General features: G+C 71.2%; 19 protein-coding genes and 1 tRNA gene. 5 read left to right on the top strand and 15 right to left on the bottom strand.

Features of this window, described 5'->3' with window-relative positions; genetic code table 11:
* Positions 1 to 36: 36 nt before the first annotated feature.
* Positions 37 to 705, bottom strand: coding sequence for a response regulator transcription factor (locus HNP44_RS10535; protein WP_259139707.1), 669 nt, complete (start codon positions 703 to 705; stop codon positions 37 to 39).
* A complete protein-coding gene (locus HNP44_RS10530) occupies positions 702 to 1,895 on the bottom strand; it encodes a sensor histidine kinase (protein ID WP_259139709.1) in 1,194 nt (397 codons plus the stop codon). Before HNP44_RS10530 ends, HNP44_RS10535 begins: the two co-directional genes overlap by 4 nt.
* A gap of 176 nt (positions 1,896 to 2,071) precedes the next feature.
* On the opposite strand from HNP44_RS10530, the gene HNP44_RS10525 reads away from it, so the two are divergent.
* Together HNP44_RS10525 and HNP44_RS10520 are read left to right on the top strand one after the other, a co-directional pair.
* On the top strand, positions 2,072 to 2,224 hold the full coding sequence (locus tag HNP44_RS10525; RefSeq protein WP_259139710.1) for a hypothetical protein: 153 nt from the start codon (positions 2,072 to 2,074) through the stop codon (positions 2,222 to 2,224).
* Between the two features lie 62 nt (positions 2,225 to 2,286).
* Positions 2,287 to 3,783, top strand: coding sequence for a cytochrome P450 (locus HNP44_RS10520; RefSeq protein ID WP_259139711.1), 1,497 nt, complete (start codon positions 2,287 to 2,289; stop codon positions 3,781 to 3,783).
* Positions 3,784 to 3,810: 27 nt separating this feature from the next.
* Here the strand turns inward: HNP44_RS10520 and HNP44_RS10515 are convergent, their stop codons facing one another.
* Genes HNP44_RS10515 through speB form a run of 4 tightly spaced genes read right to left on the bottom strand, consistent with a single transcriptional unit; the run spans position 3,811 to position 8,774 of the window.
* A complete protein-coding gene (locus tag HNP44_RS10515; RefSeq protein WP_259139712.1) occupies positions 3,811 to 5,511 on the bottom strand; it encodes a flavin monoamine oxidase family protein in 1,701 nt (566 codons plus the stop codon).
* A gap of 22 nt (positions 5,512 to 5,533) precedes the next feature.
* Positions 5,534 to 6,325 (bottom strand): carbon-nitrogen hydrolase family protein, encoded by a 792-nt coding sequence (locus HNP44_RS10510; RefSeq protein ID WP_259139714.1) that lies wholly within the window; start codon positions 6,323 to 6,325, stop codon positions 5,534 to 5,536.
* The gene (locus HNP44_RS10505) at positions 6,322 to 7,767 is read right to left on the bottom strand and encodes an amino acid permease (RefSeq protein WP_259140255.1); all 1,446 of its coding nucleotides are present in this window, start codon (positions 7,765 to 7,767) and stop codon (positions 6,322 to 6,324) included. Before HNP44_RS10505 ends, HNP44_RS10510 begins: the two co-directional genes overlap by 4 nt.
* Positions 7,768 to 7,787: 20 nt before the next feature.
* Complete coding sequence (speB, locus tag HNP44_RS10500; protein ID WP_259139716.1) at positions 7,788 to 8,774, bottom strand: agmatinase; 987 nt, start codon at positions 8,772 to 8,774, stop codon at positions 7,788 to 7,790.
* A 99-nt stretch (positions 8,775 to 8,873) separates the two neighbouring features.
* On the opposite strand from speB, the gene HNP44_RS10495 reads away from it, so the two are divergent.
* Complete coding sequence (locus HNP44_RS10495) at positions 8,874 to 9,473, top strand: helix-turn-helix domain-containing protein (protein WP_259139717.1); 600 nt, start codon at positions 8,874 to 8,876, stop codon at positions 9,471 to 9,473.
* Here the strand turns inward: HNP44_RS10495 and HNP44_RS10490 are convergent.
* The 5 genes from HNP44_RS10490 to HNP44_RS10470 form a co-directional block, all read right to left on the bottom strand.
* The gene (locus tag HNP44_RS10490) at positions 9,470 to 11,086 is read right to left on the bottom strand and encodes an FAD-binding protein (RefSeq protein WP_259139718.1); all 1,617 of its coding nucleotides are present in this window, start codon (positions 11,084 to 11,086) and stop codon (positions 9,470 to 9,472) included. The two genes, HNP44_RS10495 and HNP44_RS10490, sit on opposite strands and share 4 nt — an antisense overlap.
* Positions 11,087 to 11,137: 51 nt before the next feature.
* The gene (locus tag HNP44_RS10485; protein ID WP_259139720.1) at positions 11,138 to 11,938 is read right to left on the bottom strand and encodes a crotonase/enoyl-CoA hydratase family protein; all 801 of its coding nucleotides are present in this window, start codon (positions 11,936 to 11,938) and stop codon (positions 11,138 to 11,140) included.
* Between the two features lie 9 nt (positions 11,939 to 11,947).
* On the bottom strand, positions 11,948 to 12,199 hold the full coding sequence (locus HNP44_RS10480) for a helix-turn-helix domain-containing protein (protein ID WP_374758764.1): 252 nt from the start codon (positions 12,197 to 12,199) through the stop codon (positions 11,948 to 11,950).
* 69 nt (positions 12,200 to 12,268) lie between these two features.
* Positions 12,269 to 12,342: transfer RNA gene (locus tag HNP44_RS10475), tRNA-Gly, on the bottom strand.
* Positions 12,343 to 12,429: 87 nt separating this feature from the next.
* A complete protein-coding gene (locus HNP44_RS10470; protein WP_259139721.1) occupies positions 12,430 to 13,266 on the bottom strand; it encodes an NAD(P)H-binding protein in 837 nt (278 codons plus the stop codon).
* Between the two features lie 106 nt (positions 13,267 to 13,372).
* Between HNP44_RS10470 and HNP44_RS10465 the strand changes: the two genes are divergently transcribed.
* Entirely contained in the window at positions 13,373 to 14,623 is a 1,251-nt protein-coding gene (locus HNP44_RS10465; protein WP_259139722.1) for a DUF2076 domain-containing protein, read from the top strand.
* 12 nt (positions 14,624 to 14,635) lie between these two features.
* On the opposite strand, the gene HNP44_RS10460 is transcribed toward HNP44_RS10465, so the two are convergent.
* The 3 genes from HNP44_RS10460 to HNP44_RS10450 all read right to left on the bottom strand — a co-directional run bounded on the left by HNP44_RS10460 (position 14,636) and on the right by HNP44_RS10450 (position 17,776).
* On the bottom strand, positions 14,636 to 15,829 hold the full coding sequence (locus HNP44_RS10460) for an acyltransferase (protein ID WP_259139723.1): 1,194 nt from the start codon (positions 15,827 to 15,829) through the stop codon (positions 14,636 to 14,638).
* A 101-nt stretch (positions 15,830 to 15,930) separates the two neighbouring features.
* Positions 15,931 to 17,064, bottom strand: coding sequence for an alkaline phosphatase family protein (locus tag HNP44_RS10455; RefSeq protein WP_259139725.1), 1,134 nt, complete (start codon positions 17,062 to 17,064; stop codon positions 15,931 to 15,933).
* 73 nt (positions 17,065 to 17,137) lie between these two features.
* Positions 17,138 to 17,776, bottom strand: a complete 639-nt coding sequence (locus HNP44_RS10450) for a Type 1 glutamine amidotransferase-like domain-containing protein (RefSeq protein WP_259139726.1) — start codon at positions 17,774 to 17,776, stop codon at positions 17,138 to 17,140.
* A 152-nt stretch (positions 17,777 to 17,928) separates the two neighbouring features.
* Between HNP44_RS10450 and HNP44_RS10445 the strand changes: the two genes are divergently transcribed.
* Positions 17,929 to 18,495, top strand: a complete 567-nt coding sequence (locus HNP44_RS10445; protein ID WP_259139727.1) for a hypothetical protein — start codon at positions 17,929 to 17,931, stop codon at positions 18,493 to 18,495.
* Here HNP44_RS10445 and HNP44_RS10440 read toward each other — a convergent pair.
* Complete coding sequence (locus HNP44_RS10440; RefSeq protein WP_259139728.1) at positions 18,492 to 19,004, bottom strand: helix-turn-helix domain-containing protein; 513 nt, start codon at positions 19,002 to 19,004, stop codon at positions 18,492 to 18,494. The genes HNP44_RS10445 and HNP44_RS10440 overlap by 4 nt on opposite strands.
* Between the last annotated feature and the right edge of the window lie 7 nt (positions 19,005 to 19,011).

Below are 19,011 nucleotides of genomic sequence, written 5' to 3'. Positions count from 1 at the left end.
CTGCGTTTTTCGCCGCCGAAACAGCGTTCAATTGCGTCAGCCGCCGGGTCGGACGATGCCGTGATCGAACGCGAAAACTATCGCCTCCGCGCGGTTGCGCACGTCCAGCTTGGTAAAGATCGAGCCGATGTGGCTCTTCACGGTGACGATTGAGATCACCAGCTCGGCGGCGATGTCGTCGTTCGAGAGTCCGCGGCCGACGAGTGCGAGCACGTCGGCCTCACGGGAGGTCAGTCGCGAGGCCTCGCCCGACGGTGCCGCCACCGCCGGCGCCGCCGTGCGATAGGTCTCGAGCACGCGGCCGGTGACCGCGGGGTCGAGGACCGCCTCCCCGGCGGCGACGAGGCGCACCGCGCGGATGAGCTCCTCCGCGGGCGAGTCCTTGAGGACGAAGCCGGAGGCGCCCGCGCGCAGCGCCTCGGAAAGCAGGTCGTCGTCGCGGAAGGTGGTGAGCACCAGCACCGGTGGCGCACCCGCGGACGTGGTGAGGCGCCGCGTGGCCTCCATCCCGCTGATTCGCTTCATGCGTAGGTCCATCAGCACGACGTCGGGAGCCGCCGCCGCGACGGCGGCGGCGACCTCGTCGCCGTCGGCGCACTCGCCCACCACCTCGAAGCCGTCGCGGCGGCGCAGGATCCGGCGCAGGCCCACTCGGACCAGGTCCTGGTCGTCAACCAGAACGAGGCGGATCGGTCGGTCGGTCACGGAAGGTCTCCTTCGATCGAACCGGTTGCCCCGGCACCGGTCTCGGCGGGAAAGACGGCATCGACCAGCCACACGCCGTCGGTGGGCCCCGCTGTCAGGGCGCCGCCCGCGCTCTCCACGCGGGCACGCATCCCCGTCAGTCCCGTGCCGCCGGGGGCGCGCCGGGCACCGTCGGCGACGGGGCACGAGACCCGGATCCCGATGCGGCCCGTGTGACGTGGCGCGATGACCACCGAGACCCGCGCGCCCGGCGCGTGTTTGACGGCGTTCGCGAGCGACTCCTGCACGAGCCGGAAGGCGGCGAGGCCGGCGGTGCCCGAGAGCGCCGTCGACGGGGCGCGTTGGTCCAGCTCGACGGCCAGGCCGGCGCGCGCAAATGACGCTACGAGCTCGGGGACTTCGGGGAGGCCGGGCTGGGCGGCGTCGGCGCTGTCGGACCGAAGGAGTTCGATGGTGGTGCGGATGTCCTTCATCGCGGTCCGCCCCTGGGTCTCCGCATCGCGGAGCGCCTCGACGGCCTCGGCCCGGTCGTCGTCGGACTCGAGTGCCCGGCGCGCAGCGGTGACGTTGAGCAGCACCACGGCCAAGGAGTGCGCGACCACGTCGTGCACCTCGCCGGCGATGGCGGCGCGGTCGAGCGCGGTGCGGGAGGCCTGCGCGCGCCGCTCGGCCCGGAGCAGCAGGAGTTGGTTCTGCAGCAGCTGACCGACGGCCGCCCCGAAGCACACTGTGAGCGCGATGAGCCATGCCTGATGGATCGCGCCGAGTACCCCGGCCGTGATCACGACCGCCTCGTAGATCGCCAGGTGTATGGCGGTGATGCGAACCGGTGTCACCGCGGCCACCTGAGTGATGCCCAAGATCACCATGAGCGGTACGACGTCGAAGGGAGCGGGGACGCACCAGAACAGGGCGGCCGTGGTCAAGGTGGCGATCGAATGCGCCGTGAGCGACACCGACCAGGTGCTGAGCAGGCTGGCAGCGGTGTGTCCCAGAGAGATCGCGCAGGCGCCGAGGAGCCAAATCCACTGGGTGCCGTGCGGGCTTGCGAGGAACCTGGGCACGGCCGCCGCGATCACCAGGGCGAACATCGCGATCTCGGTGATCATCATGTAGTACGGCGGGTATTCGTACCCGAGCTGCGCGAGTGCTCTCCGGTACCGCGCCTCCAACCACCGTAGCCAGCGCATGGTGTGCATCGTAGTCGTGCGACACCACCGGGTCGTCCTACCTGGGTCGGATCCGCGCGCCCGTCCGCAGGCGGATCTGGAGTTCCGTCCTGGGCACGCTGACCTGCGCCGATCCGACTCGTACCGTCGAAGGTGATTCGGAACACACACACCGGACGTCGGAGAAGGAGAAGGCCATGATCACCGTTCTCGTCATCACAGCGTTCGTCCTCGCGATCGCGTGGCTCACCCACGACCGCGACGGCCTCGACTACGGCGCGCGCGACATCCACCGCGCGATGGCCGCGAGGGATCGCCAGTACGGTCCCGGCGGCGTCGTCGTCCCCTGACGATCCCGGTGGTCCGCCCGCGCTCACCGTTCGGCGTGCACAATCGATCCAGGAGGACGCCCATGACCACGATCACACGAGCCTTCCGCGCCGGCCTCGGCACCGGGCTCGGCGGCACCGTCGCCCGCACCCTGTCGATCCCCGAGCCCGCGTGGCACCTGCGCGATCCCGCGTGCGCGGGTATCGATGGCGCGAACTCCGACGATGCGGGCCCCGTCGACGCCGCGGGCGTGGCCGCCCTCCGCGCGGCCCCGTCGCTCCCGCTCGGCCCGCTGCGAGCGTCGCTGAGCTACACGCTGCGGGAGGGCGACGTGACCTTCCGGGCCGCGGAGCGTTACGGCGACGTCTTCCGGTCCGAGTTCGCCGGCGGCCCCGGTCAGGTGGTGCTCGTATCGAATCCTGCGCACATCGCCTCCCTGATGTCACGGCCGGACGATGCGCCCTCGGCCACCCGCTTCTCGCCGCTGCGCCCCGTCGTGGGTCCGGACTCGGTGCTCACCGCCGTCGGTCCGCGCCACAAGCAGCAGCGTGGCCTGCTGCTGCCGCAGTTCCACGGCCGGGCGGTCACCGAGTATCAGCGGCGGATCGACGCGGCCACCGCGTATCGGATCGACGAATGGCGGACGGGGGAGCCGGTGGCCCTGGCGGACATCGGCCAGCAGATCACCCTCGACGTGATCATGTCGGCGGTCTTCGGGATCGAGGACGAGGCGGGTGCCACCGCCGCCGAGAGCGCGGTCCGCACGTCGATGGTCCGGCTGCTGCAGCTCTCGACGCATCCGCTCGCGACCGCGGTGCAGCTGGTGAACGCGCGCAGCCCCGAGCCGCGGGGCGTGCTGAAGATGATCCTGCGCCCGCTCGACCGCGCCATCTACGCCGTGATCGCCGAGCGCCGGAACGAGGGTGCCGACGGTCCCGACGGGGCCGGCCGGTCGGACATCCTCACTGTGCTGATGGCGGCCCGCGGCGATGACGGTGCGCCCCTGGCGGACAGCGAGATCCGCGACGAGCTGCTCACGCTGGTCCTCGCGGGGCACGAGACGACGTCGAACTCGGTGGCGTGGACCTTCGAGCGGCTCACCCGCAACCCCGACGTGTACCGCCGGTCCGTGGAGGCGGCCCGGGAGGGCGACGAGGCGTACATCGAGGCGCTCATCAACGAGTCGATGCGCAACCGTCCCGTGGTCCCGGTCGTCGCACGGGAGCTGCTGTCGGACTGGCAGTTCGGGCCGTACGTCGTCGAGCGCGGGGTGATCGCCCTGATCTCGATTCTGCTGCTGCACCACCGCGAGGACCTGTATACGCGGCCCTACGCGTTCGACCCCGAGCGCTTCCTCGGCGTCAAACCGTCACCGCAGAAGCTGATGCCCTTCGGCGGCGGCACCCGCCGCTGCCTCGGCGCGGGGCTGGCTATGGCGGAGCTGCGGTCGGTGGTCACGCAGATCCTGCTGCGCGTGGATCTCGCGATGACCGATGCGCCCGCCGAGCAGCCGCGGCACCGCAACGTCACGATGATCCCCGCCGACGGGGGCCTGGTGACTGCGGTGCGCCGAGACTGACCTCGTCGACCGGCCTCGCGACCGAACTCAGGCGCGCGTGCCCCGCTCGTCGCCGAGACGGACCGGGGCGATGTCCGCGAAGACGTCGCCCGGTCCGGGGTTCGTCGAAGGTGCGCCCCCGCCCAGGTGGTGCACGACGCCCCATACCGCGTTGAGCGCGGTCTGCAGCGCGCCCTCGGCCCACCCGGCGGTCCACGAGATGTCGTCGCCCGCCAGGAAGAAGCCGCGGTGCCGCGGATCCAGGGACTCCTGCATGAAGTGCGTGTACAGCCGCTCCTGGTAGCGGTAGTGCCCGGGCAGGTTCGCTTTGAAGGCGCCCATGAAGTACCGCTCCGTCTCCCACGAGACCGTCTTCGGGGTGGCGATGATGTGGCTGCGGATGTCGACGCCGGGGTAGATCTCGCCGAGCGACTTGAGCATCAGGTCGAGCCGCGCGTTCACGTCCAGCGGCAGCACCTTGAGCGAGTCGTCGGACCAGGTGTACGACAGGCAGATCACGCCGGGACGGTCGGGCCCGTGGTCGAGCAGGTAGGTGCCGCGGCTCATCCGGTCCGTGAGCGTCATGGACAGGGTGTCGCGGCCCGTGGCCGGGTCGACGTCGAGCCAGAAAGGCCGGTCCACCAGCGCGAAGACCTTGGAGCTGCCCATGTAATGGGTGCGCTCCACGGCGGTCCAGTGGTCGATCGGCAGCAGGTCGTCGTCGCAGTCGATCGTGTTGAGCAGCATCCACGCCTGGCCCGTGAAGACGGCCGCCGGGTAGGTGCGGGTCTCGCCGGCCGCGTCGGTCAGCGTGTAGGCCGGGGCGCCGCCCGGGCCGGCGGTGCGGCGGATCGCCGTCACGGCGGGACGGTGCGCGCCGCCGTTGAGGTCCCGGACGGACCGCGCACCGTCGAACGGGCTCTCCCACAGGTGCTTCGGCAGCCGGTCCGCGCCGCCGACGATGCCGCGATGGTGGTCGTCGGCGGCGGTGCAGGTGACGCGGAGGATCTCCAGCATCGAGTTGGGGTAGTCGGTGTCCCAGCCACCGGTCCCGAATCCGACCTGCCCGAACAGCTCCCGGTGCGCGAACGAGCGGAAGTGCTTCGAGGCGGTGAGGAAGCCGTAGAAGGTCTGGTCGTCGAGCTCCTCGACGAGGCGCGACCACACGGCGCGGATGCGCGGGACGTCGCGCGTGCGGATCGCGTCCTGCAGCTCGGCGGCGTCGGCGTAGTCGGCGAGCGTGGCGTCCCAGGCGCGGGCGACCTCGGCGAACTCCGGCGGGAGATCGGCGGCGGTGCGGGCGTAGTGGCTACGGCCCTTGAGATCGATGACGGTGCTGGGCGTCGCTTCGGAGAGGGGATTGGGGAAGGCCTCGGTCTCCAGGCCCGCGAGATCGAGGTAATGCTGCAGCGTGGTCGAGGACGGCGGGAAGCGCATCGCGCCCATCTCCGCCACCAGGTCGTCGGCGTAGCCCTCGAAGCGCTCGCTGCGCATCCGGCCGCCGATCCGGTCGGCCTCGTACACGATGGGTTTCAAGCCGAGGCGTGCCAGCTCGTAGGCGGCGGTCAGCCCGGCGAGGCCGGCGCCGATGACGGCGACCTCGGTGCCGCGCACGGCATCGGGCACCGTCCCGAGGCCGTCGGGGTGGGCGACCCAGTCGTCGTAGGCGAAGGGGAAGTCGGGGCCGAACATCGTCAGGGGAGCGTCCGAGGCGGACGGGCCGTGGGCGGGCATGGCGGGTTGGGTCATGTGGGCTCCTGGGGTGCGGGGCTCAGTACAGGTCGGTGCGCCGGTCGCGCAGGTAGGTGTTGGCGATCCGCGCCTCGCGCAGGGCCTCCGGGTCGGCGGTGAAGACGAGCAGTTCCTCGGCGCGCCCGGCCCGGGCCACGACGTCGCCGTCGGGTCCCGCCGCGGTGCTCAGCCCGCAGTACTCGAGCGAGGTCTCCCGGCCGCAGTGGTTGGTGTAGGCGATGTACAACTGGCTCTCGAAGGCGCGCACCGGGACGATCTGTTCCGCGATGCGGCCGAACGGCTCCATCAGGCCCGTGGGGATCAGGAGCAGGTCGGCGCCGGCGTCCGCCTGGGCGCGGACGGCTTCGGGGAACTCCACGTCGTAGCAGATGAGGAGTCCGCACCGCAGGCCGCCGAGGTCGAACTGTACGGGCAGCTCACCGCCCGGCGCGAACATCGTGCGGTCGAGGTCGCCGAACAGGTGCGTCTTGCGGTAGTGCGCGAGCTCGGCACCGTCGGGCGAGACGACGGTGACGGCGTTGAAGACGGTGCCGTCGTCGAGTTCCGGGTAGCCGGCGACGACGGCGACGCCGTGCCGGCCGGCGATGCCTGCGATCGCTGCGTGGTACTCGCCGCCGCGCGGGCGGGCGAGGTCCCGTGCGGCCGTGCCGATGTCGTAGCCGGACACCGACATCTCGGGCGTGACCAGGATCTGCGCTCCCGCGGCGGCCGCGCGGGCGGCGGCCGCGTCGATCGCCGCCAGATTCCGCGCGACGTCCGGCTCCGACCCGAGTCCCTCCGGCCCTTGGAACATGCCGACGGTGACCGTCATCGCGCGTCCTTCGCGAGGTCGACGTCCTGTCGCAGCCGTGAGTGCCGGTAGCCGTACAGCGCGTAGACCACGACTCCTGCCAGGGTCCACCAGCCGAAGGCCTGCCACGTCACGATGTCGAGCTCGCGGACGAGAATGCCGCAGAAGACGATCCCGAGGATCGGCACCAGGGGGAGGTGCAGGGGCCCGTCAGCGCGCGGGATCGTCACCGTGAACGGGGCGGTGAAGCCGCGCTCGAGGTCCGGCCGGGTGTTTCGGAGGATGATCACGGCAAGGTTCACCAGTGCGAACGCGAACAGCGCACCGATGGACGTCGCCTCGGCGAGTTGGCCGAGCGGCACCAGGCCCGCGACGGCGGCGACCACGATGCCCACCACCGCGATGTTGATGTAGGGGACGTGGGAGCGCGAGCCGACCTTCGAGAAGGCCTTGGGTACCAGGCCGTCCCGGCTCATGGTGTAGAGGATGCGGGTCTGCCCGTAGAGCACCGCGAGCACGACGCTGGCGATGGAGATCGCGGCGCCGACCGACAGCAGGATCGAGGGCCAGGTGCTGGAGGTGACCGCAGTGAGGATCGCGGCGAGCGGAGCGTCCTTCGGCATGTCCTGCCAGGGCAGTGCCCCGACCGCGGCGATCGCGACCAGGCAGTAGATCACCGTCGTGATGAGCAGCGAGAGCATGATGGCCCGCGGCAGATCGCGCTTGGGATCCTTCGCCTCGTCGCCCGCCGTGGACGCCGCGTCGAAGCCGATGTAGGAGAAGAAGACCTGGCCCGCCGCCGCGGTGATGCCGGCGATGCCGAGCGGCGCGAAGGGTGTCAGGTTGCCGGCGTGGAAGGCGGTGAACGCGACGATGCAGAACAGCACGAGGATCACGATCTTGATCGCGACCATCGCGGTGTTCACGGCGGCGCTCTCGGTGGTGCCGCGGAGCAGGAGTGCGGTCGCCAGCAGGACGATCACGATGGCGGGCAGGTTAACGACACCGCCATCTGTGCCGGGCGGATTGGCCAGGGCCGCAGGCAACTGTACGCCGAAAGCCTGATCCAAGAGCTCGTTGATGTACTGACCCCACCCGACGGCGACCGCGGCCACCGAGACGCCGTACTCGAGCATGAGACACCACCCGCACAGCCACGCGAAGAGCTCTCCGGTGGAGGCGTAGGTGTACGAGTACGCGCTTCCGGATGCGGGGATGGCGCTGGCGAGTTCGGCGTAGGAGAGGGCTGAGAACAGCGCGGTGACCGCCGCCAGGACGAAGGCGAGGATGATCGCGGGGCCTGCCTTCGGCGTGGCGGTCCCGAGGATGACGAAGATGCCGGTGCCCAGCGTCGCGCCGATGCTCACCGCGGTGAGGTGAACGACGCCCATCGAACGCTTGAGCGCGGGGCCCTTGGTCACTCCCGGATTGGGCAGGGATCGCTCGGTGGACTGGCGCGCCATGAGCCCCGCAGCGACGCTGTTCACGAGGCCGCCTCGTTCACCGCGAGCACCGACAGCAGTTCGTAGGCCACGTGCGCCGCCGCAACGCCGGTCAGCTCGGCATGGTCGTACGGCGGGGCGACCTCGACGACGTCCGCCCCGACGACGTCCGTGCCGACGAGGGCGCGGATCGTGTTGAGTAGCTCGCGGCTCGTCATCCCGCCGGCCTCGGGGGTGCCGGTGCCGGGCGCGTGCGCGGGGTCGAGCACGTCGATGTCGACGGAGACGTAGACGGGGCCACCGGCACCGTCGGGCCCGGCGAGGCGCCGGCGCATGCGCTCGATCACGCTGGCCAGGCCGTCGTTCTCGTAGTCGTCGGAGCGCACCACCTGGAAGCCGAGGACGCCGTCGGCGGTGAGGTCCTGCTCGCCGTAGAGGGGTCCGCGGATGCCGATGTGCATCGAGCGCTGGAGGTCGATCAGACCTTCCTCGCTGGCCCGCCGGAACGGGGTGCCGTGCGTGTACGGGGCGCCGAAGTAGGTGTCCCAGGTGTCGAGGTGCGCGTCGAAGTGCAGCACGGCGACGGGGCCGCGGTCGGCGGCGACGGCGCGCAGGATCGGCAGCGCCAGCGTGTGATCGCCGCCGAGGGTGAGCACCTTGGACCCGGCTCCGCGCAGGCGCGTGATCTCGGCCTCGACGGTCCCCAGCGCCTCGACGATGTCGAACGGGTTCACCGCGAGATCGCCGGCGTCGGCCACCTGGTGCACCGCGAAGGGCGAGACGTCCAGCGCGGGGTTGTAGGGCCGCAGCAGCTTCGACGAGGCCCGGATGTGGCCGGGGCCGAAGCGCGCGCCGGGGCGGTAGCTCACGCCCGAATCGAAGGGGATCCCGAGGACGGCGACGGCGGCACCGTCGACCTCGTCGAGGCGGGGCAGGCGGGCGAAGGTCTCCGGCCCGCAGTAGCGGGGGACGAGGCTCGCATCCACCGGTCCGCGGGGCTGAGAAGGGCGCTGGGTTTCGTCAGACACGGATGGATCCTCTCGCAGGGGCTGCTTTTGTGGGCCGGATCACATAGTGTGGGACATCGACCGACTTGTCAACTCGAGTTTCCTGAAAGGAAACATCTGTTGGATGCCACTGCTGTGCGGGCGGATGACGTTCTCGCCGTGCCGGATCAGGTGGGTGCCGCGCTCAAGGCGGCCCGCCGGGCCCGCCGCCTGACGCTCGCGGGCGTCGCGGAGCGCATCGGCGTCACCAAGGGCTATCTGTCCAAGGTGGAGCGGGGCCTGGCGGCGCCGTCGATGGCGGTCCTGGTCCGGTGGTGCGAGGCGCTGGAGGTCCCCGTCGGATCGCTCTTCGACGGTGGCGCCGCCGGGTCGATCGTCCGCGCGGACGCCTACCCGCAGGTGCGCTTCGGCGGCGACGGCCTCGCGGAATTCCTGCTCACGCCGTCGGGGGAGCAGCGGGTCCAGGTGCTGCTCAGTGAGATCGAGCCCGGGGGCGGCAGCGGCGACGAGGCGTACGCGCTCCCCGCGGAGGTGTCCTTGGTCCTGGTGCAGCGCGGCGAGCTGCGCCTCGCGTTCCCGCCGGAGCCGGGCGTCCACCTGGCCGCCGGGGACGCCATGACCTTCGACCCGGGGCGACCGCACACCTTCGTCGCGGGCCCCGGCGGTGCCCGCGTCCTCTGGGTGATGGCCCCGGCGCTGCCCGCCGGGGAGCGGCGCTAAGCCCCGTCGAGCGCGTCGGAGGGCGCGACGGCGGCGGCGCCCGCGCGCCGGCCGGAGAAGATGCAGTCGGCGAGCGAGAGCCCGCTGACGTAGGAGTTCGAGCAGATTCCCACGGCGGTGCGGCCCGCCGCGAACAGGCCGGGAATCGCGGTCCCGGCGTCGGTGCGGACCGCGCCCGAGTACTCGTCGACGACCAGTCCGCCCAGCGTGAGCATCGGCATGGGGTAGGTCATCCGGTCGGTGAAAGAGATGTCGAGCAGGGTGAACGGGGCCTTGGTGGCGGGCCTGCGGAGATCGTCGGGCTTGCCGAACGGGTCCGGCCGGCCCAGCGCGATCGCCTCGTTGTGCTCGTCGACGGTGCGCCGCAACCCGGCGGGGTCGATCCCGGCGCGGGTCGCGGCCTGCTCGACGGTGGGCGCGGAGACGCTGCCGATGCGGAGGAGACGCTCGAGCTGAAGTCGCTGAAACCACACGGTCTGCTCGCCGATCTGCTCCCGCACCCCGGCCGCCAGCTCGGCGTCGACGAGCAGCCAGGCGCGATGCCCCGGCGCGTCCGCGATGGCGGCGCCCAGGGCCGCGCCGTACCGGGACTCGTCGACCATCCGCCGACCGTCCGCGTCGACGGCGAGCGCGCCGAGGTACCCGCTCGGCGGCGCGATGAACCGCCAGTTCGACAGGGAGTCCATGCGGTCCGTGGCGCCGCCCGCCGAGATGCCGAGCCGGATACCGCTGCCGTCGTCGCCGGCGGTGCCGAGCGGCAGGCCCTGCGGCCAGGGGTAGCCCGGCGCGTGCTCGCCCACCATCGCGCCGTTGGCGACGAAGCCGCCGGTGCTCAGGACGACGCCCGAGCGGGCGCGGATGCGGATCGGCCGGCCGTGTCGGCGTTCGATCCGGTTCAGCAGTCGCTGCATCGCCGCGCGCAGGCCCTGGTGGTAGACGCCTGGTTTCGCTGAGATACGGGTGAGGACGGCGAACCGTCGCCGGACTGAGGCGGGCGCGTTCTCGATCGTCGTGGCCTCGACGCCGACGGCCCGCCCGTCCTCGACGATCAGGCCGGTCGCGCGAGTGCCGGTGTGGACCCGGACGCCGTGTGCCGCGGCCGATGCGGCGAGCGGCCCGTAGAGCTTCTTGCCCGAGACGCCGGGGCCGTGGGCGCGGTGTCCGCGCTGGCGCGGTTTCGCCGCCTCGCGGAAGCCGCCGGAGTTCTCGCTGCCGGAGAAGTACAGGTAGTAGTCGTCGGTGGGGTAGGACGTCTTGAACGGGCACAGTGACGGGTCGAAGGGCACGCCGTGGTCCATCAGCCAGTCGATCATCGCGGGGGACTGCTCGCAGAACCGCCGTAGGGTCTCGTCGGACACCGCGTCGCCGACCTCGAGGCGCAGGTAGGCGAGCATGTTCTCGACGTCGTCGTCGACGCCCGCCGCCCGCTGGATCCGGGTGCCGCCGCCGGCGTAGACGATGCCGCCCGAGAGGTTCGTCGCGCCGCCGCCGAGATACCGGTCCAGGGCCAGCACGTCGGCCCCGGCCTCGCGGGCCGCCAGGGCCGCCGCCGCGCCCGCGCCGCCGAATCCGACCACCACCACGTCCGCCGTCGTGTCCCAGTCCTGCGCCATGCGCGGACTATAACGTGTTCTAGAAATGTGCGGGATCGGTTCCCGCGAAGGTCAGTTCCCGGTGAACCGCGGCGGCCGCTTGTCGAGCATCGCGGCGACGGCCTCGTGGTGATCCGCGGTGGAGTGCGCGATCGTCTGCATGGCCGCCGAGAGCTCGAGCAGCGCGTCGAGGCTCTGGTGCTGGCCCTCGCGGAGCAGCCGCTTCGTCATGCGCAGCGCCTGCGGCGGATTCGCGGCCACCCGGTCCGCGAGCGCCCGGGCCGCACCGAGCAGCTCGTCGGGCTCGACGACGCTCGAGACCATGCCCCAGTCAAGCGCGGTCGCCGCATCGACCGCTTCGCCGGTGAGCGCCATCTCCGTGGCCCGGGCCATGCCGACGATGCGCGGCAGCAGCCACGCGCCGCCGTCGCCCGGGATGAGCCCCACCTTAACGAAGCTCTCGGCGAAGACCGCCTTCGTGGACGCCACCCGCAGGTCGCACATCATCGCGAGGTCGCAGCCCGCGCCGATCGCCGGGCCGTTCACTGCCGCCACCGTCGGGACTTCGCAGTGGTACAGCGCGCGGGGGATGCGCTGGATGCCGTGCCGGTAGCCCTGCCGCTGCTGTGCCGGGGTGCCGCCGAACATGCCCTCCTTGTCGCGCATGTGCTTGACGTTGCCGCCGGAACTGAACGCCGAACCGGCGCCGGTGAGGATCGCGACCCGCACCTCGTCGTCGCGGTTGACCGCGTCTACCGCGCGCTCGATCGCCTCGATCATCGCCTCGTCGGAGACGGGGTTGCGGGCGGCGGGATCGTTCAGCGTCCAAGTGACGACGGGGCCGTCGCGCTCGATCAGGAGTGGTTCGGTCATGGGGAGACCCTATGCGGTGCGGATACGCGACGGGGGCGTCCCGAACTCGGCGGTGAAGGCGGCGGTGAACGCCGCGGGCGTCGCGTAGCCGAGCCGTCCCGCGGTCTCCGTGACGGTCGCGGTGCGCAGCATCGGCAGCGACGCGAGCAGTCGGGCGCGCCGGCGCCACACCGCCGGGCTCGACCCCGTCGCGGCGCGGAACCCAGCGGTGAACAAGTAATCGATGACGGCGGTCGCCGCCGTGGTCGCGACTGCCTCCATGTCGCGCGCCGTCCTCGCCGAGCTGCGGGAGAGCGACGAAAGCCCCGGTCGGCGCCGGGGCTTTCGTACTGGAGCGGGCGACGGGAATCGAACCCGCGTAGCTAGTTTGGAAGACTAGGGCTCTACCATTGAGCTACGCCCGCGTGCATCGAACTCGACGCGCGAGACATATTACGGCATGCGCGACCAGAGGCGGAATCCTCCCCGGTGTCACCGTGCGGATCTGCGGATCAACGGAACTGCTCGACGTGGTCGGCGATCCACTGCGCATAGGTGCGGGCCGGCCGCCCGGTGGTCCGCTCGACGACGTCGCTTGGAGCGATCGGACCCAATGCGGCGACCTCGAAGGACCGCAGCAACGACTCGACGGCGGGCGCGGGCACGCCGGCCCCGGCGAGCCGCCGCCGCACCTCGTCGGGTTCGATCTCGCGCACGTCGAGGGGAGTTTCCAATGCCTTGGCCAGCAGGCCGAGCTGCTCGCGCGAGCTGAGCGCCTCGGGCCCCGTGAGGTGCAGCGGACCGTCGGGCTCGGGCGTACCGAGCAGGAGGGTTGCGGCCACGTCGGCGACATCCCGCTCATCGACGGGCAGCATCGGCACGTCGAGGTAGGGGGCCTCCGCGAACCGGCCCGCGCGGACCGTCGGGCCCCACCAGTGCAGCGTGTTCAGCGCGAACGGGACCGGACGCAGCACGTGCCTCGTCCCGGCGAAGCCGGCGCTCACCTCTTCGAGAGCGCGGTGGTGTGCGCCGGTCGGGCTCAGCGGGTCCGTGACGGACGCGGTCGAGAGGTGCACCAGACGACCCACCTGCGCGGCGTTCGCGGCGGCGACGAACTCGGCGAGCCGGTCGTGCGGCGCGGAACCCAGTGCGGACGCGACGATCAGCACGGACGCGCACCCGTCCACGAGCGCGTGCGCGGGGGCAGACGACGACTGCGTCTCGATACCGTCCGGCAAGTCCGCGGCTTCCGGTGTCCGGCTCGTCGCGCGAACCGAGGCCCCGTTCGCCGCGAGCTGCGCGACCACGCGGCGTCCGACGACCCCCGTTGCTCCGGTCACCAGGATCATGCGTTCCTCCGATCGGATGAGACGTCGAGGATGTCGTTGCTCACCCTACGGACTTCGAGCCTCGGGCGAGTTGAAAAGAGTGCATTCGCAATGCAGGATGTGTGCTGTGAATCCCGACGGAACCGGCAATCAGCCCAGCTACGGCCCCGATGGTCAGTGGGCTGGCCCCACCGGCGGCTCCCCGCAGTTCGGGTACCAGCAGCCGGCCCCGCCGCAGTACCCGTACGGCGACCCGTGGGCACAGCAGTACGCCCAGCAGCCCGGGTACGCCCAGCCGGGATACCCGCAGGGTTACCACCAGCAGACATACGGGCAGCCCGGCCCCGGCTGGGGAGCGCCCGCCCCCGAGGTGAAGGTCGGGATCGTCGTGCTACGCCAGCTCGACCTGAGTGACATCTACGGCGGGGCGATGGCCGCAATCCGTAGCAACCCCGGCGTCATGGTCGGGCTGACGGCGGTGCTCGTGCTGGTCACGCAGCTGATCACCTTCCTGGCGCAGATCCCCATGACGCGCATCGCGGTGGATCCGGACGCCGAGACGGACGCGGCGCTAGGTGACGTCGCCGCCGCGACGGGGCTCAGCATCGGCGTCGGGCTGGTAGCAGGCATCGCCACGCTCTTCCTCACGGGCGTCCTGACGGTCGCGGTCGCGCGTGCGGTGATGGGGGAGCGGAGCAGCGCCGGAGAGGCGGTGCGGGCGATCGGTCCCCGCCTGCTCTCGCTGATCGGCCTCAGCGTGCTGCAGTTCCTCATCTTTCTGGTGCCCACCGCGTTGGTGGTGGGCCTCGTCGTCGCCGTCGCGGTGGCGGCGGGCGACGCCGGGCCCGTCGTGGCGGTCCTCCTCGCGTTCGTGCTCCTGTTCGTGCTGATTGTCGGGTACCTGGCGATCCTGCCGACCGTCTCCCTCGCATACCCAGCCGTCGTCGTCGAACAGCTCGGCCCGATCGCGGCGCTCAAGCGCGGTTTCGAGCTGCAGAGGCCGGGCTTCTGGCGGGTCCTCGGCATCCTGCTGCTCACCTATCTCATCACCGGCATCGTCACGATCGTGGTCTCGATCCCGTTCGGCATCGTCAGCGTGCTCGTCGACGACGGTGCCGGGCTCGAGACCCTCGCGGGCTCGACGGTGACGGGTCTCGCCATCGCGGGTATCGGCGCGGTGATCGGGCAGGTCCTGACGGTGCCCTTCCTGGCCGGCGTGCAGACGCTGCTGTACGTGGATCAGCGGACACGCAACGAGCAGTTCGACCAGGTGCTCCGCGACGAGGCGCTCCGGCGCTGGCAAAGCGGTGTGCCGGGCATCCCGACGGACGCGCTGTGGCTGCAGAAGCCGCAGGCGGCACCGTCGAGCTGGTACTGACGCGCGGGTCGCTCAGGCCCGTTCGCGGGCCACGATCCAGCGGCTGACCGGCGTCCGCAGCACCAGGTCGACGAAGAGCAGCGACATCGCCAGCACGACGACCGACAGCGTCGCGGCGCGCAGGAACGCCGACGCGGGGAACCAGCTGCCCAGTAGGTCGAAGAAGCCGACCTCGCTGAGGATGTCGAGCATCAGCGGGTGCACCGCGAAGACGCCGAAGGCGCGGATCGTCGCGTAGGAGACGACGCGCTCGCCCACGGCCCGGCCCGAAGCGCGGAGGTCATCCCACATCATCGCGGCGAGCCAGATCAGGATCGTCGCGGCGATGTACCAGGGGAGGTACAGCGGGTTCCACGCCGCGGTGACGGCGTCCGGAACGTTCCCGGGCTCGGTATCGCGCAGGTAGATCATGAGGCTGAAGGCGCCCGCCGCGAGGCAAAGGGCGACCAGCCGCAGGGCGTGCGCTCGGAGCCAGGGGCCGACCTTCTCGTAGTGCTGCGCGGCGAGCATGCCCATCGCCACGAAGAGCACGTACATGGGGAGCAGCTTCCACATGTGGTTGAACAGTGTCTCCCACGGCTGGCCCGCCGGCCGCGGCGCGTACTGGTAGAAGGCGAAGAAACCGAGCTGGATCGCGCCCGCGGTCAGCAGCACCGTCCACGGGTGCCCTTCGAGCGTGCGGGAGAGCCTCTGCAGCGCCGGGAAGAACAGGTAGATCTGCATCGAGATCAGCAGGAAGTACAGCTGGTACTTCGCGTCACCGGTCAGGGTGGTGCGCGCGAGATCGCCCAGCCACCGCCCGGGTGAGGGGAACGGATCGCCGGCGATGAGCAGGTGGTCGGTGACCGAGTAGACGAGGGTCCACACCAGGTACGGGCCCACGATGAGCCCGAAGCGCTTGCGCCAGAACTCCCGGGCCGTCATCGTGCGGCCGCGCATGCTTAGGACCAGCACGAAGAGCGTCACCGCGACGAAGCCGTAGCGGGTGAGGTGCAGCGCCGCCGAGACCAGTCCGGTCTGGCGGATCACGTCCGGGGAGTAGTTGATCGTGGTCACGCAGTGCGCGATCACCACGCCGAGGAACAGGAGGACCCGGGTGAGATCCGCCGTCTGCTCGCGCTTCGGCTTCGCCGGGGCCTTCTCGGGCGCGGCGACCTGCGGCGGCTTCGTCGTTTCGATGGTGGGCACCACCCTGGTGTCGTGCAAGGGCTGAGCGTCTTCACCCCGGGCTGCGGTCGTGTTTGTTTCGGTATCCTACGTGATCCTGCCGCAGGAATCGGACAAGGGGCGCGTGCGCCCGTGTCCGATCAGGACGTGGTGGTGATCAGGGGGATGGCCTGTTCGTCGACGGTCCACGCCCCGTGGTGACCGAGCATCCGCGACTCCATCGGCTCCTGGCTCGGCGTGACCAGTACCGATCCGCCCTGTGCCACGGCGAGGACGTGGCCGATGCGGTGGGCGACCACGGGGTTCGGGGGCGTGGGTCCGAACCAGTTTTCGTCGAGCGCCTGTTCGCGGCTCACCACGTGGGCGTGGGCGCCGAGCGTTTCCGACCAGCGCACGCGCACGTCGTCGACGTGGTGGCCCCGCGAGAGGTAGACGTGCCGCACCCGCGCCTCGCCGGCGATGATCCGGACGCCGCGGTGCAGGGCGGGCAGCGCATCGAGGTTGACCAGCGACTCCGCTTGGATCATCCCGTGATCGCCGGTCACCAGAAGAGTGCACGTGCCGGGCAGGTCCGCGAGGAGGTCCGCGAACATCGCATCGACCGCGCGCAGCACGCCCACCCACTCAGGTGAGCTGGGGCCATGCACGTGTCCCGCCGCATCCAGCAGGCCGGTGTACGCGTAAGCGAAGCGTCGGGCGGCGCTGTCGTGCCGGGCGACGTCGAGCACGCCCTCGCGCACTTCGTTGAGGTTCGCGGCCGGGTGCTGGACGCCCGTTGCGCGGAACGCGGCCTTGGTCAGGCCCGAGGTCGCCTGATAGCCGGGCACCACGTAGTGGATCTCCGCGCCCGCGTCGGCGAGGTCTTCGAGGCGGCTGCGGCGGCGCTGCAGCTCACGGGGCGGGTGCGATGCGCGGGCGTCGGGCCCGCTCGCGCCGTCGATGGTCCAGCGCAGGGAGTTGAAGAGGCGCCGGCCGTGTTCGTCGGGGACGCCGAAGCTGTAGCCGACGATGCCGTGCGCCGCGCACGGCGCCCCTAGTGCGAGGCTCGACAGGCTGCTCGCGGTGGTCGCGGGGAAGCCCGCGTTGAGGGTGGTGTGCACGTGCGCGGCGAGCGTCGGGGCGTCGTCGGTGTGGCGGCGCAGGAGCTCGGCGCCGAGCCCGTCGATGAGCAGCAGGACGACATCACGTTCGACGGCCAGGTCCAGCGGGTTCTCCCCGGCGATGCCGAAAGCGGTACAGACCGAGGGCAATACGTCGGAGAGCATCCCGGTCATGGGTCGATCGTAACGCTCGCAAAGGCGCGCTGAGGCGGGAACCGCGGCGTGTGACGCGCTCTCGGCGCGACTGTTACGTGATCGCCGAGGGGATCAGCGTGGCGACGCCGCCCTCGACGAGCAGCGCCTGATCGTCGTTGACGCGGGTCAGCGCGAAGCGGTCGCCGTAGGTGCGGACGACGTCGTCGATCATGGCCGGAGGATAGGGCGGGAGCGCGCCGTCGGCGTGCGGGATGACGACGGTGTCGACCAGGCCCAGCCCGGTGAAGTCGGTGACGCCGGGGGCGTCCGCGGGGTCGTCGAGGGGCGCGACCGGCTCGACGTTCGGCCCCGCGACGACCGAGCCCGCGCTGAGCCCGACGTAGGGGAGGCCCGCGCGCACCCGCGCCTTGAGCACCTCGCCGCAGCCGCTGGCCTGCAGTGCCCCGAGCAGGACGAACGTGTGGCCGCCGGAGAGGTACACGGCGTCGACGGTGTTCAGGTCGGAGTTGAAATCGGCCGGGTCCGTGTACTTCGCGAGGGTCATCCGGGTCAGTCGGAAACCGAGGTCAGTGAGCTGCGTCCACTCGAACGAGCCGAAGGGCTGGTCGGCGTACGGCGCGCCTGCGTCGTCGATGAAGCCGATCCGCAGGGCGCTCGGTTCCCGCCCGGTGTGCCGGCGGAGGAAGTCGGGCAGGGCGCCCGCGTTGAGCGACAGCAGCAGGAGATTCACGATCGCGACGTTACGCCGGGAGTTTCTGGAGCGGCGCGGACCGGCCGGGAGTGTGAGCCGGTCGGACGGGCGCCGCGGGCGCCATCCGTGCAACGAGTGGGATGGAAGTCTACGCTTGTGGCAAAAGTGACGAGGATGATGCGGAGGTCCGGATGCGCGCACGATTCGCGCCCGCGGTGGTGGCGGGCTGCTGCGCGCTCCTCGCGGGATGCTCGGCGACGGTGTCCGGGAACGGCGCCGGTGTCACGGTGATCCGCGGCGGGGTCGGCCCGGGGATCGCCACCCCCGCTCCGGCCACGCCCGCACCTGTCACGACGACCACCGCATCGTCGACGACGAGCAGCGCGCCCTCGTCGAGCGCCGCGACCGCGGCGATCGCCCTGCCCGACAACGGGAACGGCTTCACCTTCATCCAGACCCGCAGTGGCCGCACGCGCTGCCAGATCAGCGCGAGCAGCGCCGGCTGCCAGCTCGTCTTCGATCAGCCGCGGCCGCGGACTGACTCCGGCGACGAGGCCAACGGTGTCAACGTCACCAGCGATGGCGATCTGTCGTACGTGCTCGGCAACCTGGGCGCGATCGACCCGGCGACACTCGACTACAAGACCTACACCGCCCGCGGGTGGTTCATCGTCGCTAACGAGTACGGCACGGCCTTCACCAACCGGACTACCGGGCACGGCATGGTCGTGAGCGCGCAGGGCGCGAAGGCTTTTTAGCGGGGCGTCGTGATCACCACGACGGCTTCGGCGCCGTCGACGGTCGCGAACCGGTGCGGCCCGTCGCTGGTCCAGGAATACGAATCACCCTGGTGCACTGTCATTTCGGACCCCACCGGGCCGACGGAGAGGGTACCGTCGACCACCGTGAGGTGCTCCCGGACGGCCGGGCCGTGTCCGGGGGAGACGTGATCCGAACCGCCGGGGAATTCGAGCCGGAACACTTCGACCGTGACGTGCGGCAGGTGGCGCACCGAAAGCAGTGCGGTGCGCATGCCGCCGTCGGCGACGCTGTGCGAGCCCGGGGACTCCCCGACCAGGGCGGTGAGCGGTACGTCGAGCGGGCCGCACAGCGCGTAGAGGGTCTCGACCGTCGGGTTGCGGCCGCCGGCCTCGATCTCCGAGAGTGAGCCCTTGCCCACGCCGGCTCGGCGCGCGAGCTCGGACAGGCTGAGGCCGCGCTCGGTGCGCAGCTCGCGGAGGCGGCGGCCGACGTCGGGGGAGGGCATGACCCCA

It is taken from the genome of Tsukamurella ocularis (assembly GCF_024807615.1).
GTDB lineage: Bacteria > Actinomycetota > Actinomycetes > Mycobacteriales > Mycobacteriaceae > Tsukamurella > Tsukamurella ocularis.
This window is presented reverse-complemented; position numbering and strand designations above follow the sequence as displayed.